This window comes from Kribbella pratensis, from assembly GCF_004366075.1.
Lineage (GTDB): Bacteria > Actinomycetota > Actinomycetes > Propionibacteriales > Kribbellaceae > Kribbella > Kribbella pratensis.
In genome coordinates this window covers 1094315-1108913 of the sequence record NZ_SODU01000001.1, presented here as the reverse complement: position 1 = coordinate 1108913, position 14599 = coordinate 1094315, and the positions used below count along the sequence as shown (strand labels likewise).

Here is a 14599-nt window from a genome sequence, read left to right as displayed (position 1 = left end):
TGGACCTGAGATGAAGTACGTGATGGTGGAGTACGCCGGCAGCGAGCGGCCCGGCGTACTCGACGGCGATGCGGTTCTGTTGCTCGACGCAACGGATCTGACCGAGGTGATCGCCGGCCCGGCCGAGGTGGTGGACAAGATCCCTTACAGCGAAGGGATTCTGCGGGCGCCGCTGCGGCGGTTCCGGCGCGACATCCTGTGCACGGGGTGGAACTACTGGGACCACTTCGAGGAGAGCAAGGGCAAGCGCGAGGGCCAGGACGTGGACCGGCCCGAGCACCCGACGTTCTTCACCAAAGGTCCGGACGTGGTGATCGGCCCGTACGACGACATCGCCTGGGACCCGGCGATCTCGGCAAAGTGGGACTACGAGGCCGAGGTCGCGCTGGTGATCGGCAAGACGGGCAAGAACATCCCGGTCGACGAGGCGCTCGGCCACGTCTGGGGCTACACGCTCGCGAACGACGTGTCGCAGCGGGACCTGCAGCGTGCGCACGGCGGGCAGTGGCTGAAGGGCAAGAGCATCGACGACACCATGCCGCTGGGTCCCTGGATCGTCACCGCCGACGAGGTGGGCGACCCACAGGACATTCACCTGGAGTGCCTGGTGAACGACGAGGTGCGGCAGGACGCGTCGACGCGGCAGATGGCGTTCGATGTCGCAACGCTTATCAGTGAGCTGTCGTTCGGTATGACGTTGCGCCCGGGGGACCTGCTGCTCACGGGTACGCCGGCCGGTATCGGAAACGCCCGCGAGCCACAGGTGTTCCTGCAGGACGGTGACGTGATCGTCACCCGGTCCGACAAGCTCGGCTCGTTGCGTAATCGGGTGGCTCGGGTATGAGCGGGCCGTTGGAGCTGTTGCCAGGTGGCGGCAAGAGTGGTCGCCGTACTCTCGCGGAGCACGCGGCCGCGGAGCTGCACCAGCTGATCCTGTCCGGTGAGCTACCCAGTGGTACGCCTCTTCGCCTTGTGGAGCTGGCCAGTCGGCTCGAGATGAGCCAGATGCCAGTGCGTGAAGGTCTGCGCCGGCTGGAGGCATTGGGGCTGGTCGAGATCATCCCCCACCGTGGCGCGTGGGTGCGTGACCTGTCGCTGTCGGACCTGCGAGACACACACGAGACGCGGTTGGCGTTGGAGAGTCTCGCCGTACGCGCGGCTGCACTTCACTTCACCGAAGAGGACCTGACGAAGGCAGCGGCCGCCTTGGCCGAGCACCTCCGGTTGTCACGCGCCGAGGACTCCACGGGTGCACGTGAGGCTCACGCGGACTTCCACTTCGCGATCTACCGGGCCAGTGGTTCACAGTGGTTGCCGCGAGCAATCGAGCCGGTCTGGCAGAACAGCGAGCGCTACCGGTTCGGCAGCCGGCCGACCGCGTTCCTGATCGAGCGGAGCCGGCAGGAGCACCAGGCGATCCTGGACGCGTGCGTGGCACGGGACCCGGACGCGGCCGAGCAGGCGCTGCGCAGTCACCTGGCCGGCGCGTTCCAGCGGATCACGGAGACCATGACGTCAAAGAAGGAGACGCCGTGAAGGTGCGCTTCGACGCGACCGGTGAGGTCGTGGTGATCACAGGTGGCGCCCGAGGCATCGGTGCGGCGCTGGCCACCGCAGTGAACGCTGCAGGTGGTACTGCGGTCGTCTTCGACGTCACTGCACCGGTGGAAGGCGTCGAGTACGTCGTGGTGGACGTGGCTGACCGGTCCGCGGTCGAGGCTGCGGTGGCGGGTGTCCTGGAGCGGTACGGGCGTATCGACGGTCTGGTCGCCGGTGCGGCGGTGCAGCCGCGGTCGACGGTGCTGGAGATGGATGCGGCCGAGTGGACCCGGACGTTGCAGGTGAACCTGGACGGTGTGGTCTGGGTGTGTCAGGCCGTCGTACCGCACATGGTGGCGCGGCAGTCCGGTTCGGTGGTGGTGTTCACGTCCGGGATGGCGTCGACCGGGTTTGCGGGCGCTGCGGCGTACGCGGCGAGCAAGGCGGCGCTGGTGGCGTTCGCGAAGACGCTCGCCGTGGAGGTGGCCGGCGACCGGGTCCGGGTGAACGTGGTCGCGCCAGGGGTGATCGACACCGAGCAGTTCCGAGGTGCGAACGCCGGTGCGGACCGGGACCACTGGCAGGACACCATAGGTATCGGCGACCCCGAGGACGTGGTCGGCCCGTTGCTGTTCCTGCTGTCCGACGCGGCCGCGATGACCGGGTCGCTGCTGACCCGGGAACGTGCCTTTGCCAAGCTCACGAGCTTTGTGGAGTAGTAAGTGACTGAACAGCTGCCTGTTGCCGTGGTGGGTGCCGGACCGATCGGTCTGACCACCGCGCTCGGTCTCGCGCACTACGGCATCCCGTACGTGCTGCTGGAGGAGGACGCCGTCCTGTCGTCCGACACCAAGGCCGGTACGACGCTCAGCCGGACGCTGGAGATCTGGAACCGGTACGGCGCGGTCGACGGCATCCTCGGCGCCGCGCTGCGGATCGACGAGATCGGCGACATCGACCGGGCCACCAACACTCCGCGCGCCTCGGTGCAGCTGGCCGAACTGGTGAACGACACCCAGTTCCCGTTCGTCATCAACCTGCCGCAGCAGAAGATGGAGCCGCTGCTGGCGGCAGCTCTTCCGGAGCCGGTGCGGACGCAGCACCGGATGACGTCGTTCGAGGTCCGCGACGATCGCGTCGTACTGCAACTGGAGACCCCTGACGGCCCGCAGGAGCTGGAAGCGTCGTACCTGCTGGCCTGTGACGGCGGGCGTTCGCGGATCCGTGATGCGCTCGGGGTGAAGGTGGTGGGGGAGACCCTGCCCGAGCGGTACATGCTGATCGACGTCGTGGTGGACCTGGACGTCGACAACGCGCGGGACTACCCGTACCTCGCGTACTTCGCGGACAAGTCCGAGTGGATGGTGCTGATCCGGCAGCCGGACAACTGGCGGTTCCTGTTCCCGCTGGCACCCGGCGCCGACGCGCCGGGTGACGAGGACCTGCTGGTGAAGGTGAAGCAGTTCATCGGTGAGGTGGACCGGATCGAGCTCATGGGCTCGGTCGTCTACAACGTGCACCACCGGGTCGCCGAGCAGTGGACCAGGGACCGCAAGGTCTTCCTGATGGGTGACGCGGCACACCTGATCACTCCGATGTGGGCGCTCGGTCTGAACACGGGTGCGCTGGACGCGTCCAACCTGCCGTGGCGATTGGCCTGGGTGCTGCGTGGCTGGGCTGATCCGTCGTTGCTGGACGGCTACGAGCGGGAGCAGCGGCCGGTGGCGATCGAGGGCTCGGGCGAGATGGCGGAGGCGGCCCGCAAGTACATGTCCTTCCAGCGCGGTGCTGTCACCGAGGACACGGGAGCGTGGGCCACGGCGTACAACAGGACGCTGCTGAGCGTGCGGCTGGATGTCGAGGGTGTGGGCGACTGGTCGATGGTGGCTACCTCCGCCGCACCGCCCGCCGTACGGGCGGGGGACCGGGCGCCCGACCTGGTGCTGCAGAGCCCGACCGGTCGTACGTCGATCCATGACCTGTGCCGCGACTCGTTCGTGGCGCTCTACTTCACCGACGTACGGCGCCGGCCGGAGATCCCGGTGAACGAGTCGCCCGCGTTGCAGCACTACGCGGTGTCCCGGTGGGATGCGCCGCACGACTCCGGTCTGCGTGACAGGGCCCTGTTCGATCCGGGCAGCGTCGCCACCAAGAGGTACGGCGTACCGGCGGACAGCGTCGTACTGATCCGGCCGGACGGTCACATCGCCGCGGTAGCTCCGATGGGTACTGGTGTGGCGGAGGAGCTGTACATGCGCGTCACAGGACGGGAGGCGCCATGAGTTTTGACCAGCCCTTGCAGGAGATTCTGCTGCAGACGGAGGACCTGGAGTGGGTGGAGAAGTCGCTGGACGGCCTGTCCCACAAGATGCTGTGGCGGGACCCGGTGACCGAGGCGTCGATCGCACTGGTGCGGTTCGAGAAGGGCTCGGGGATCCCGTCGGAGCACAAGCACGCCTCGAACCAGTTCATGTTCTGCCTGTCCGGCCGGTACGTGTACCTGCCGACCGGTACGACGCTGACCAAGGGCAGCTTCTACTGGAACCCTAAGGGCGTCGTCCACGGTCCCACGCGCGCCGAGGAGACCTCTGTCCTGCTGGAGGTGTACGACGGTCCGCACTACCCGGAGCGTCCGGACTTCTACGACAACGACGAGGACGCCCGCTGACATGGCCGGCTGGGACATCCACACGCACCTGATCCCGCCGACCGTGCTGGCGGCGGCACATCGGGGTGAGTTCGGGCTGTCCGTCGACAGCGGCTCGCTGGTGGTCGACGGGGAGCGGCTGCCGCTGCGCCGGCTCGCCGACCCGGCCGCACTGCTGCACTGGATCTCCTCACAGGACCTGGACGGTGCTGTGGTGTCAGTGCCGCCGGCCCTCTTCCGGTACGACGCCAGCCTCGAGTGGACCGAGCTGGTGAACCAGGGGCTCCGGGAGCTCGCCACACCGCAGCTGCGCGTGCTGGGGCACCTACCGCTGCTCGACCCGGCTGCACCCTCTGTAGCTGCCGGACTGGCCAGTGAAGGCGTCTTCAGCGGTTTTGCCCTCGGTACGCCGAGCTACGCCGGGCTGGATCCGGTGTGGCGGGTGCTGGACGCGCTGGAGGCGTTCACGCTGATTCACCCGGGACACAGTGACGACAAGCGCCTTGACTCGTTCTACCTGTCGAACCTGTTGGGGAATCCGTACGAGACCGGACTGGCGGCGGCTTCGCTCGTCTTCGCGGACGTGCCGGGGCGGTTCCCGGGAATCCGGTTCTGTCTGTGCCATGGGGGTGGTGTGACGGCGGCCGTCGCCGGACGGTGGCAGCGCGGGATCGACCAGGAACGCCCGGGGATCGAGCCGGTGTCCTTGCCGGTGGCCGAGGCCCTGCGCCGCTTCTACGTCGACGACCTGGTCCACGACGACGCCGTACTGGAGCTGCTGACGAAGACGTTCGGGCCCGAGCGGGTGCTGGCCGGGAGCGACTGGCCGTTCCCGATGGGCAGCGACGAAGTGTCCACCGACCGGTCCGCCGCGGCCGAGGTGCTGACCCGGCCGCTGGCGAAGGAGGTCGCCGAGTGGTGAGACGTGGGTTGCGTCTGGTCGTGGTTGTGATCAGATATCAAATCGTGGGGAACGGGGAAGAGGCGTGAGTACACGGGGGACTGTCCTGCGCAGTCATGGACCGGGAGAGCAGCTGAAGGCCGAAGCGGTCGAGCTGACCGCCGGTCCGGGTGAGACGTTGGTGGAGATGCGGCTGGCCGCGGTGACTCCACTGGACCGGTCGACACTGGCCGGAAAGCAGCCGTCCGTGCCGTTCATGCCGGGCTCCGAGGGAGCCGGTGTGGTCGTGAGGTCGGACGCTTTTGAGGCGGGCACGCCGGTCGTGGTCCGTGGTGAGGGCGTCGGCGTGACACGGGACGGTGTCTGGGGCCGGTACGCCGTCGTTCCGAATGCCGCCGTACACCGGCTGCCGTCCTCGCTGGAGCCGGGTACGGCGCTCGCGTTGATGACGCCGGCGTTGACGGCACACACCGCCGTACGACGGGTTGCCGACGTACAAGAGGGTGAGACGGTGGTGGTCACCGGCGTCACCGGTCTGGTCGGGCACATGTGTGCTGCGATCGCACGGTCGGCCGGTGCGTCCCGGGTGATCGGCCTGGTGTCGCTGGACGACCGCGCCGACGGTGCGACCGGAGTGGTGGATCAGCTGGTCCGTGTGGACGGTCTGGGACAGGTGGGCCGAGAGCTTCCGTGGTGCGACGCAGTCATCGACACGATGGGCGGTCCGGTGGCCGGTGGGGTGCTCGGGCACATCTCTCCGGGCGGACGGATCGCAGCACTGGGCTACAAGGCCGGTGAGTTCACCACGATCGACTTGCACCAGCTGATCGGCCGGGACCTGCGGGTGCTGCCCGTGAACCTGCAGCGGACCACGCTGGCGCCGGATGCGGTCGGTCAGGCGCTGGCCGATATCGCAGCGGTGTCCTGGCGAGCGGACTACGAGGTCGTACCGGCAGAGCGGATCGGCGACGTGCTGGACCGGCAAGCAGGCCGGGTTCTGCTCGACCTGACAGGTCTCTGAGAGAGCACCAGTGGCCTAGACCGCTCATGTTTGCTGGGCTTTGAGCTGAGCAATCTGTGGTCGAAGGCCGCCAGATACCCGGTCGGCGGCTACGGTACCTCCAGAGCTCAAGAGGAGAGAGGCAGCCCGCTACTGATGATCCGACGACTCGAGCTCACGCCTGGGGGGCCGACCGGGCGTCGTACGCTCGCCGAGGAAGCTGCCGCCGAGCTGCACGAACTCATCCTGTCCGGCGAACTTCCCAGCGGTACGGCGCTCCGGCTGGAGGAGCTCGCCAAGCGACTGGACATGAGCCAGATGCCGATCCGGGAAGGGCTCCGGCGGATGGCGGCGCTCGGACTGGTCGAGATCGTCCCGCACAAGGGCGCCTGGGTGCGTGAGCTGTCGATGGAGGACCTGCGCGACACCCACGAGACCCGGCTGGCACTGGAGTCCCTGGCAGTGCGTGCGGCCGCGACACGCTTCTCCGACTCGGACGCGGCGGCCGCCCGGACCGCACTGGCCGAGCACGTCCGGTTGTCGAAGCTGGGCGACAACATCGCGTCCCGGCAGGCGCACACCGAGTTCCACTTCGCGATCTACCGGGCCGGCGGTTCGCGGTGGCTGCCGCGGGCGATCGAGCCGGTCTGGCAGAACAGCGAGCGCTACCGGTTCGGTTCGCGGCAGACCAAGGCCCGGATCGAGCAGACCCGTCGCGAGCACCAGGCGATTCTCGACGCGTGCCTGGCGCACGACGAGGAGGGTGCGGAGGCAGCGCTGCGCGAGCACCTCGAAGGCGCCATGCAGCGCATCACCGAGACGATGGCGCGTCGCTCGAAGCAGTAAGGGCAGTGAGCTCCTCGAACCGGTCCTGCTGCCAGCCGGTCGCGTCGAACACCGCACGCAGCAGCAGCCCGTCGCTGCTCGCCCGGTGCACTCCTAGGAGTTCTTCGAGCGGCTTGCTGCCCAGGCCGTCGTAGTACTCGTCCAGTGCCTGCCGCCGTCGCTGCTCGGACGCTCCGCCGATCTCCTCCAGCGGTGCATCGCACCCTTTGACGTGGCCTGACCCGACCTGCTGACCCGGCGCGAGTTGCTGGATCAGTTGCTCACCCGCACGCACGTCCTGGGCTCTCACGCGTGCACCCAGCGCACGACAGTCGACGCGCCGGAGTGCGCGCTGCACCCCTTGTGAGATGGCGATGTGGTCCGGGTGACCTGTCAGCCCGTCACTGCCGACTGTGAGGATGAGCTCCGGCTCGATCACGACGGCCGCGACCTCGATCGCTTCGGCCACGTCGTCCGGCGATGCCGCGGCCAATGACCGTGGTCCGGCGCGACCGCCGTCGTCAACCCACTGGTCCACCGCTCCCAGCCAGTCCCACTCGTTGATCCCGAGCAGTGCGCAGGAGGCGCCGAGATGATCGAGGGCTCCGTGCATGCCGGCGGTAGCGACCCGCAGTACGACATGCCAGCCCTGCTCGTTCAGCACGGACGTGGCGGCGCCGGTGGCGAACACCTCGTCGTCGGGGTGTGCGTGGACTACCAGCGCCGTACGCATCTAATCAGCGAGATGTGCTGGGAAGCCGCCAGTGGCGATCGGGCTCCAGCGCTCCGGGGTGATGCGGATGAGGCACTTGCCCTGCTTCACCATCGCCTCGCGGTACTCGTCCCAGTCCGGGTGCTCACCGGAGATGGAGCGGTAGTAGTCGACCAGCGCCTCCACCGCGTCCGGCAGCTCGATCACCTCACCGCTGCCGTCCACCTGCACCCACGCGCCGTTCCACTCGTCCGACAGCACGACCACGCTGGCCTTGCCGGCCCGCTTCACGTTCGTGCTCTTCGCCCGTTCCGGGTACGACGAGATGACGATCCGGCCCTCCGTGTCCACACCGCCCGACACCGGCGAAGCCTGCACCGTCCCGTCGGCCCGGGTGGTCATCAGCAGCATGTGATGACGCCGCCGCACAAACTCCAGCAACCCGTCGAGCCCGACCTTGGTATTGGTCGCAATAGTCCTCGGCATGCCTCCTACCCTATGTGCTGGGCGGCTGTGGACGACCGGATTGACTTGTTCGAACAGGTGTTCGAACATGGGAGTATGACGGGGAGCGAGGCAACGGCGAGTCGGGTCACGGCGCTCGACCAGGCCCGTCTGCTCCTCGCTCAGGCCAAGGACCGGAAGTCTGCCCAGAAGTCATTGCTGAAGGCCGCCGCCGAGGCGCCGTCGGTGGCTCGGGTGCAGCAGGCTTTGGACACGGCGGGGGTGGACAGGGAGCTGCCGACGCATCCGGCAGTGGGTGTGCTGCTGGCGGGAGCGAGCCTGCGCGGCGGTTCGGTGTACTCGGTGCGGGGGAGTGCCGCGCTGGTGATGGCGCTGATGGCCGGTCCGTCCGCGGAGGGCGCCTGGTGCGGTGTGGTCGGCGTGCCGTCGTTCGGGGCCGAGGCGGCGCGCGGGCTCGGGGTGGACCTGGAGCGTCTCGTGCTCGTTCCGGATCCGGGGCCCGAGTGGCTGAGCGTCGTCGCCGCGCTGGTCGACGCGCTGACCGTGGTGGTCGTCCGCCCGCCCGGTGAGGTGACACCGGGGGAGGCGTCCCGGCTCGCCGCGCGGCTCCGGACCCGCGGCGCGATGCTGATCGCGTACGGGTCCTGGCCCGGCAGCGAGGCCCGGTTCGAGATCGAGAGCAATACCTGGACCGGACTCGGCGACGGCGAAGGCCTGCTCACCGCCCGCCGTGCGACCGTCGCGGTGACCGGCCGGCGCGCCGCCGTACGCGCTCGTCACGAGCTCTGGCTGCCCGCCCCCGACGGCACGATCCGCTCCACCGGGACCTCGGAAGCCCGGCCGGAGGAGTGGGCGGACCAGATCGGCGCGGTGGGCTGATGGGCGGGCTGATGAATGGGCTGGTGAACGGGCTGACCCGGACGATGGTGATCTGGGTGCCGGACTGGCCGGTGGCGGCGGCCGCGGTGGCGACCGGGCGATCACCGGACGAGCCGATCGCCGTACTGGAGAAGGGAAAGGTGCTTGCCACCTCCGCCACCGCGCGCGCCGAAGGGGTGCGGCGCGGGCAGCGGGCCCGGGACGCGCAGTCGCGGTGCCCGGAGCTGGTCGTGCTGAAGTACGACCCGGTGATCGACGCGCGGGCGTTCGACCCGGTGATCTCGTGCCTGGAGGCGATCACGCCGGGCGTGCAGGTGATCCGGCCGGGGATGTGCGCGTTGAAGGCGCGCGGCCCGGCACGGTTCTACGGCAGCGAGGAGGCGGCCGCGGGGAAGCTGCTCGACCGGCTCGAGACGTACGACGTGCACGGCAGCCGGATCGGGATCGCCGACGGGCCGTTCGCCGCGGAGCAGGCGGCCCGGGTGAGTTCCGCGCGGACCCGGGTGCACGTGGTGCCGCCGGACGGTTCACCGGAGTTCCTCGCGCCGCTGTCGGTCGACGTACTCGAGCAGCCGGCGCTCACGGATCTGCTGCGCCGGCTGGGGCTGCGGTCGCTGGGTGCGTTCGCGCAGTTGCCCCGGACCGAGGTGCTGACCCGGTTCGGTCCGGACGGCGCCTTCGCCCATCGGCTGGCCCGTGGGTACGACGACCGCCCGGTGACCGGCCGGGAGATCCCGCCGGAGCTCACCAGGACGCTCGACTTCGAGCCGTCCGTGGACCGGGTCGACCAGGTCGCGTTCGCGGTCCGGGCGGTCGCCGACGAGCTGATCGCCCGGCTGACCGAGCTCGGGCTGGTGTGTACGACGTTGCGGGTCGAGGTCGGCACCGAGTCCGGGCGGATCCACGAGCGGGAGTGGCTGCACCCGCGCTGGTTCACCGCGGCGGACGTGGTGGACCGGGTGCGCTGGCAACTGCAGGGGAGCGGTACGGCGACCAGCGAGCTGACGTCACCGGTCGTCCGGGTGCGGCTGGTCCCGGACCAGGCGGATCCGGTCGGCGCGCATGTCGACGGGTTGTGGGGCGGCGGTCCGGACGAGCGGATCCACCGGGCGTTGTCGCGGGTGCAGAGCATGCTCGGTCACGGTGCGGTGGTGTCGGTGGTGATCGGCGGCGGTCGCGGGTTCGCGGAGCGGCAGACGCTGGTCCCGTGGGGTGATCCGGCGGTCCCGGCACGGCCGCCGGACCAGCCCTGGCCCGGCTCGATCACCGGCTCGATCGGTACGGCGAAGCGCTGGCCGGCGCTGGCGCCGACCATGGTCTTCCCGGAGCCGATCCCCGCGAAGGTGTTCGCCTCGGACGGCACCCAGGTGTCGGTCAGTGCCCGCGGCGAGTTGTCCGGCGTACCCACCGCGTTCACCCTGCTCCCGGCCCGCGGCCCCGGCGTTCAAGTTGCCGACAGCAACAAGATCCACCCGATCACCGCCTGGGCCGGACCCTGGCTCACCGCGGAACGCTGGTGGGACCCCAGCACCGAGTCCCGTCAGGCCCGCTTCCAGTTCCAGACCGCCGACACCCGCGCCTGGCTCTTCACCCTCTGCCGAACCACCTGGCACGCCCAAGCCACTTACGACTGATCAACTCGCCACCATAGGTTGACTTCATGCATCGGAGCCGGATTTCCACGTTTCTGATCGACGTCAAGCGGGACGAGGTGCCGGACGCCACGGCGTTCTGGTCCAAGGCTCTCGGCGTACGGACGTCTTCGCCGGAGGGTGAGCCACAGTTCATCAGCCTCCACGACGCCGTCCCGGGGTACGTGACCGCGATCCAGTCGGTCGACGACGAGCCGCGGTACCACCTGGACATCGAGACCGACGACGTCGCCGCCGAGGTCGCCCGCCTGACCGGGCTCGGCGCGGTCGAGGTCGCGAGCTGGCAGGGGTGCCACACCCTCCGTGCCCCGGGCGGGCATCTGCTGTGCGTCATCCCGGTGCACAGCGACCCGGCGCACTTCGAGCAGCACTCGACCGTCTGGGACAGCGAGTAGGCCGTCAGGCGACGTGGACGGCGGGAGCCTCGGCGCGCGCGAAAAGACGGTCGAACACCGCTACCCGGTCGAACTGCAACGCGTACTCCCGAGCGCGCCGCTCGGCCGCCACGCGCTGCTCGCGGGTCCAGTCGCACACGACCTCGTCAAGCACGGTCCGCAGCGTGGCCGGATCACGCTGCGGCACCAGCAAGGCCGTATCACCGACGGCCTCGGGCACACCGCCGGTCGCGCAGGTGATGATCGGCCCGCCACCGGCGAGAGCCTTCTCGACCAACGCGATCCCGAACGTCTCCACGAACTCCGGCTGCTCGCGTGTCGGCAGCACGAACGCCGCGCTCCCGGCCATCAGCGCCGGCTTCTCCGCGTCGTCCACATTGGTCAGCACCCGCACCCGCTCGCCCAGCCCCGCTGCCGCCACCCGCGCCAGTACCTCGTCTTCCTGCGGACCGCGCCCGGCCAGGACCAGCTGCACCTGCTCGGCCGACCGCGACCCGGCGTAGGCGTCGATCAGGTCGTCGACGCCCTTCGCCGAGGCGATCCGGGACAGGAACAGCACGTACCCGTCCCGCGAAAGGCCCCGACGGGTAAGCGTTTCGGCGATCCCGTCATCGGTGAGTGACAGGTAGGACGAGGAATCGACCGCCGGGTAGGAGATGGCGATCCGCTCACGGCACTGCTGCGCGAACGTCGTGCCGTGCATACCGTCGAGGGTCGCCGCCGAGGCCACGATCAGGTCCCTGGTGTACTCCGACACCGCCACGCAGTGGTCGGCCGCCAGGTAGACCGAAAGGATGTGCGCGGCCGCCCCGAACCGGCCGGTGTCCACGCACTCGCGCACCACGTTGGTGATGTCGGAGCCCACCGCCTCAGCCACCGTGGTGACCCGCGCCGGCCCGATCCGGCGCGCCACCTGGACGGCCTCCTGTACGGCGATCGCGTGCGGGCTCAGGTACAGCGACATCGCCACCGTCGGCACCCCGTCGCTGAACAGCTCGACCAGCCGCCCGATGAGCCCGGACAGGTAGCGCCCGTCCGGAACCCGGTAGTCGCCGACGGGATCGGGCCGCTCCACGGTGATCCCAGGGCTGTACGGCAGCACACGGTCGAGTGGTTTCAACGGCAGCCCGGCCGCCTCCAGCGCGTCCAGCGGCCAGGTCACGATCCGTACGTCGTCGTACCCGCGGGTGAGCGCCACCTCCGCGAGGCACCGGGCCTCACCGGAGTGCCCGCAGATCACCGGGTCGGCGCGGACGACAACGACCAGACGGCGGTCGGGTGTGGACGGGATGTTCATGCCTCACCTCCAGTGGGGTGCAGCGGGTCGGATGTGGACGGTGGCCTGATCCGGGTGCCCCAGCCGGAGGGCCGAGGGCCGAGCTCGATGTGCAGGTTGCGGATGTGCCGCAGTTCCCGGCCGGAGATCCAGGGGCGTTCCAGGGTCTTGCCGTCCACCGCGATGGACTGGACGTAGGAGACCGGTCCTCCTGCCTCGACCGGCTCGAAACCTGTGGTGGTGATGGACAGCTCGCCCTCGGGCAGCCGGGTCGTGGACTCCGCCACGGCCGGCGCGCTCACCAGGAACAGGTTCTGGCCGGCCACCGGGAACAGCCCGAGCGTTGCCCACACGTACCACGCGGACAGCCCGCCGGAGTCGTCGTTACCCGGCAGCCCGCCCCGGCCGGTGCCGAACTGGTTGGCGACCGCGGCATGCACCACCTCGGCGGTTCGGTCCGGCCGTCCGGCGTAGTGGTAGGACCACGGCGCCTCGTAGTCCGGTTCGTTGTTCAGTCCCTCGAACCTGCACAGGCCGTACCCGGCGTCCATCTCGGCCACGCTCGGAGCCACTCCCGGCTGGGTGACCGGTACGGCGCCGTACCCGAAGAACCGGTCGAGCAGCCGGACGAACGCCTCGTCTCCGCCCGTCAGCGCGATCCGGGCGCGCATGTCGTGCAGCAGCCGGAAGGAGTAGTTCCACCGGCCGCCCTCGTAGAACGTCGAGTCGCGCAGCAGGCCGGTGCCCGGGTCGTACGCCGCCCGCCAGCCCTGGGCGAGGTCGCGCATCTGCTGGGCCAGCATCCGGTCACGCACCTTGCCGGCGATCGCCGCGGTGCAGTGGTAGGCGTACGCCAGGTCGAGGGTGTGGCTGATCGGATGCGCCACACCGTGCACCAGATAGTCCTCGCCGTACGTCCGGCGCAGGTCCATCTCCAGGTGCACCATGGCCCAGTCCCAGTCGATCCCCGGCAGATCCAGTTGGCACAGGTCGGCGAAGAAGGTGTGCGCGAGGGCGCTGCCCTGCCGGGAGAACCGGTCGGCGCCCTTGGCCATCCGGTAGCCGATCGGCAGGTTGCCCTCCTGCTCGCAGATCGACAGCAGCGCGCCGGCCAGCTCGACCGAACGCTGCGGGAACAGCGTGGTCATCAGCGGCAGTTGGGTGCGGTAGATGTCCCACATGGTGCAGATGTCGAAGGCGTACGGGCCCTCGGTCGTCCACGACGGGCTCTCGTCCGGGGCGAAGCACGGCTTGATCAGCGAGTGGTAGAGCGCGGTGCCGAAAACCGTTGCCTGGTCATCGGACTCGGCCTTGATCGAGACCTTGCCGAGGTGGTCGCGCCAGGTGGCTGCCGTGTGATCGCGCCGGCCGGCAAAGGTGGCCTGGATGCTGCCGACGTCCGCGTGCAGGTTGTCGCGGGCCGTCGCACACCCGCGCAGGGAGAACCCCAGCCGCACCTCGACGGTCTGCTCGGCGCGCGACGGGCCCATGAACATCAGCCCGAAGGGCCGCAGTGTGGTCGGCCGGATGTAGTCGAAGTCGAGGCGGGTGCCGCCGGGCATGAGGCGCCGGTCGTACCACAGCAGCTGCCGCCAGCCGGGGGCGTCGACCTCCAGGTGTACGGCCAGCGGCACACCCTCGACGTGGATCTCCCCTTGAGCCACCCCCGGCTCCAGCATCGCCAGGTGCGCCTTCAGCGGCACGGTCTGGCTGTGCGGGATGGCCAGACCGCCGGTCGAGGCGTCGATGACGATCCGGGCGGCGTCATTCGCCGGGAAGGTGTACCGGTGGACGGCCGATTTGGGGCCGACGGTCACCTCGCACCGCACCCCTGAACTCAGCGTCGCCGCGTAGTACCCGGGCTCGGCCACCTCGTCGAGCAGGTCCCAGGCGGTGCCCAGGTCGTCGAGCGGGCCGAGCATCGGCGTGACCCTGAAGTAGTTGTAGTACTTGCGGATCGCGCCGGTGCCGGACTGCTGGAAGTGGGTGAAGCCGGAGGCGACCGGGCGGTCGTACAACAGGTCGGGCACGCCCTCGGTGTTGAAGTCGTACAGCCCGTAACCGGTCGGGTAGGCCCCGGAGTAGGGGCTGGCCGACACCATCCCGAAAGGGTGCGTGGCACCCGGATGGGTGTTGCCGACCTGCGGCTTGGGCCACCACCAGGTCGCGGCCAGGCCCTTCGGCGCGGGCAGGTCGGTGGCGCCGGTCCCGATGAACGGGTCGACGTGCTCGGACATCATCTGGCCTCACCGCCTCGTGCGGCTGATGTGGACTCTCAAAGTAGGAAGCGCGTGTTTCAGGCGCGTGT

At 69.5% G+C, this 14599-nt stretch carries 15 protein-coding genes; 11 read left to right on the top strand and 4 right to left on the bottom strand.

Features of this window, described 5'->3' with window-relative positions; translation table 11 throughout:
• Positions 1 to 10: 10 nt before the first annotated feature.
• The 8 genes from EV137_RS05360 (at position 11) to EV137_RS05325 (ending at position 6933) form a co-directional block, all read left to right on the top strand.
• Positions 11 to 844 carry a fumarylacetoacetate hydrolase family protein gene (locus EV137_RS05360; RefSeq protein ID WP_134009229.1) on the top strand — a complete coding sequence of 278 codons (834 nt, stop codon included), beginning with the start codon at positions 11 to 13 and terminating at the stop codon, positions 842 to 844.
• On the top strand, positions 841 to 1536 hold the full coding sequence (locus EV137_RS05355; RefSeq protein ID WP_134126903.1) for a GntR family transcriptional regulator: 696 nt from the start codon (positions 841 to 843) through the stop codon (positions 1534 to 1536). Before EV137_RS05360 ends, EV137_RS05355 begins: the two co-directional genes overlap by 4 nt.
• Positions 1533 to 2258 (top strand): SDR family NAD(P)-dependent oxidoreductase, encoded by a 726-nt coding sequence (locus EV137_RS05350; protein ID WP_134126901.1) that lies wholly within the window; start codon positions 1533 to 1535, stop codon positions 2256 to 2258. Before EV137_RS05355 ends, EV137_RS05350 begins: the two co-directional genes overlap by 4 nt.
• A 3-nt stretch (positions 2259 to 2261) precedes the next feature.
• Positions 2262 to 3821: an FAD-dependent monooxygenase gene (locus EV137_RS05345; protein WP_134126899.1), complete on the top strand. Its 1560-nt coding sequence runs from the start codon at positions 2262 to 2264 to the stop codon at positions 3819 to 3821.
• Positions 3818 to 4207: a cupin domain-containing protein gene (locus EV137_RS05340; RefSeq protein WP_134009235.1), complete on the top strand. Its 390-nt coding sequence runs from the start codon at positions 3818 to 3820 to the stop codon at positions 4205 to 4207. Before EV137_RS05345 ends, EV137_RS05340 begins: the two co-directional genes overlap by 4 nt.
• Position 4208: 1 nt before the next feature.
• Positions 4209 to 5108: an amidohydrolase family protein gene (locus tag EV137_RS05335; protein ID WP_134126897.1), complete on the top strand. Its 900-nt coding sequence runs from the start codon at positions 4209 to 4211 to the stop codon at positions 5106 to 5108.
• Between the two features lie 64 nt (positions 5109 to 5172).
• A complete protein-coding gene (locus EV137_RS05330) occupies positions 5173 to 6108 on the top strand; it encodes a quinone oxidoreductase family protein (protein ID WP_134126895.1) in 936 nt (311 codons plus the stop codon).
• A gap of 135 nt (positions 6109 to 6243) precedes the next feature.
• On the top strand, positions 6244 to 6933 hold the full coding sequence (locus tag EV137_RS05325) for a GntR family transcriptional regulator (RefSeq protein WP_133791223.1): 690 nt from the start codon (positions 6244 to 6246) through the stop codon (positions 6931 to 6933).
• On the opposite strand, the gene EV137_RS05320 is transcribed toward EV137_RS05325, so the two are convergent.
• Positions 6899 to 7645: a PIG-L family deacetylase gene (locus EV137_RS05320; protein ID WP_134126893.1), complete on the bottom strand. Its 747-nt coding sequence runs from the start codon at positions 7643 to 7645 to the stop codon at positions 6899 to 6901. The genes EV137_RS05325 and EV137_RS05320 overlap by 35 nt on opposite strands.
• Positions 7646 to 8110 (bottom strand): PPOX class F420-dependent oxidoreductase, encoded by a 465-nt coding sequence (locus EV137_RS05315; RefSeq protein ID WP_134126891.1) that lies wholly within the window; start codon positions 8108 to 8110, stop codon positions 7646 to 7648. It abuts the gene before it with no gap.
• 75 nt (positions 8111 to 8185) lie between these two features.
• On the opposite strand from EV137_RS05315, the gene imuA' reads away from it, so the two are divergent.
• The 3 genes from imuA' to EV137_RS05300 are packed head-to-tail and all read left to right on the top strand — an operon-like array spanning position 8186 to position 11015.
• Positions 8186 to 8968, top strand: coding sequence for a DnaE2-dependent mutagenesis accessory factor ImuA' (gene imuA' / locus EV137_RS05310; RefSeq protein WP_238175100.1), 783 nt, complete (start codon positions 8186 to 8188; stop codon positions 8966 to 8968).
• Positions 8968 to 10602, top strand: coding sequence for a DNA polymerase Y family protein (locus tag EV137_RS05305; protein ID WP_238175099.1), 1635 nt, complete (start codon positions 8968 to 8970; stop codon positions 10600 to 10602). The genes imuA' and EV137_RS05305 overlap by 1 nt, the downstream gene beginning before the upstream one ends.
• A gap of 26 nt (positions 10603 to 10628) precedes the next feature.
• A complete protein-coding gene (locus EV137_RS05300) occupies positions 10629 to 11015 on the top strand; it encodes a VOC family protein (protein ID WP_134009245.1) in 387 nt (128 codons plus the stop codon).
• A gap of 4 nt (positions 11016 to 11019) precedes the next feature.
• On the opposite strand, the gene EV137_RS05295 is transcribed toward EV137_RS05300, so the two are convergent.
• Positions 11020 to 12312, bottom strand: coding sequence for a glycosyltransferase (locus EV137_RS05295; protein WP_134126890.1), 1293 nt, complete (start codon positions 12310 to 12312; stop codon positions 11020 to 11022).
• Positions 12309 to 14531: a glycoside hydrolase domain-containing protein gene (locus tag EV137_RS05290; RefSeq protein ID WP_238175098.1), complete on the bottom strand. Its 2223-nt coding sequence runs from the start codon at positions 14529 to 14531 to the stop codon at positions 12309 to 12311. The genes EV137_RS05295 and EV137_RS05290 overlap by 4 nt, the downstream gene beginning before the upstream one ends.
• Between the last annotated feature and the right edge of the window lie 68 nt (positions 14532 to 14599).

Coding starts and splice junctions, on each gene's coding strand:
- EV137_RS05360 (WP_134009229.1), top strand. CDS start 11: ATGAAGTACGTGATGGTGGAGTACGCCGGCAGCGAGCGGCCCGGCGTA.
- EV137_RS05355 (WP_134126903.1), top strand. CDS start 841: ATGAGCGGGCCGTTGGAGCTGTTGCCAGGTGGCGGCAAGAGTGGTCGC.
- EV137_RS05340 (WP_134009235.1), top strand. CDS start 3,818: ATGAGTTTTGACCAGCCCTTGCAGGAGATTCTGCTGCAGACGGAGGAC.
- EV137_RS05335 (WP_134126897.1), top strand. CDS start 4,209: ATGGCCGGCTGGGACATCCACACGCACCTGATCCCGCCGACCGTGCTG.
- EV137_RS05325 (WP_133791223.1), top strand. CDS start 6,244: ATGATCCGACGACTCGAGCTCACGCCTGGGGGGCCGACCGGGCGTCGT.
- EV137_RS05320 (WP_134126893.1), bottom strand. CDS start 7,645: ATGCGTACGGCGCTGGTAGTCCACGCACACCCCGACGACGAGGTGTTC.
- EV137_RS05315 (WP_134126891.1), bottom strand. CDS start 8,110: ATGCCGAGGACTATTGCGACCAATACCAAGGTCGGGCTCGACGGGTTG.
- imuA' (WP_238175100.1), top strand. CDS start 8,186: ATGACGGGGAGCGAGGCAACGGCGAGTCGGGTCACGGCGCTCGACCAG.
- EV137_RS05305 (WP_238175099.1), top strand. CDS start 8,968: ATGGGCGGGCTGATGAATGGGCTGGTGAACGGGCTGACCCGGACGATG.
- EV137_RS05300 (WP_134009245.1), top strand. CDS start 10,629: ATGCATCGGAGCCGGATTTCCACGTTTCTGATCGACGTCAAGCGGGAC.
- EV137_RS05295 (WP_134126890.1), bottom strand. CDS start 12,312: ATGAACATCCCGTCCACACCCGACCGCCGTCTGGTCGTTGTCGTCCGC.
- EV137_RS05290 (WP_238175098.1), bottom strand. CDS start 14,531: ATGATGTCCGAGCACGTCGACCCGTTCATCGGGACCGGCGCCACCGAC.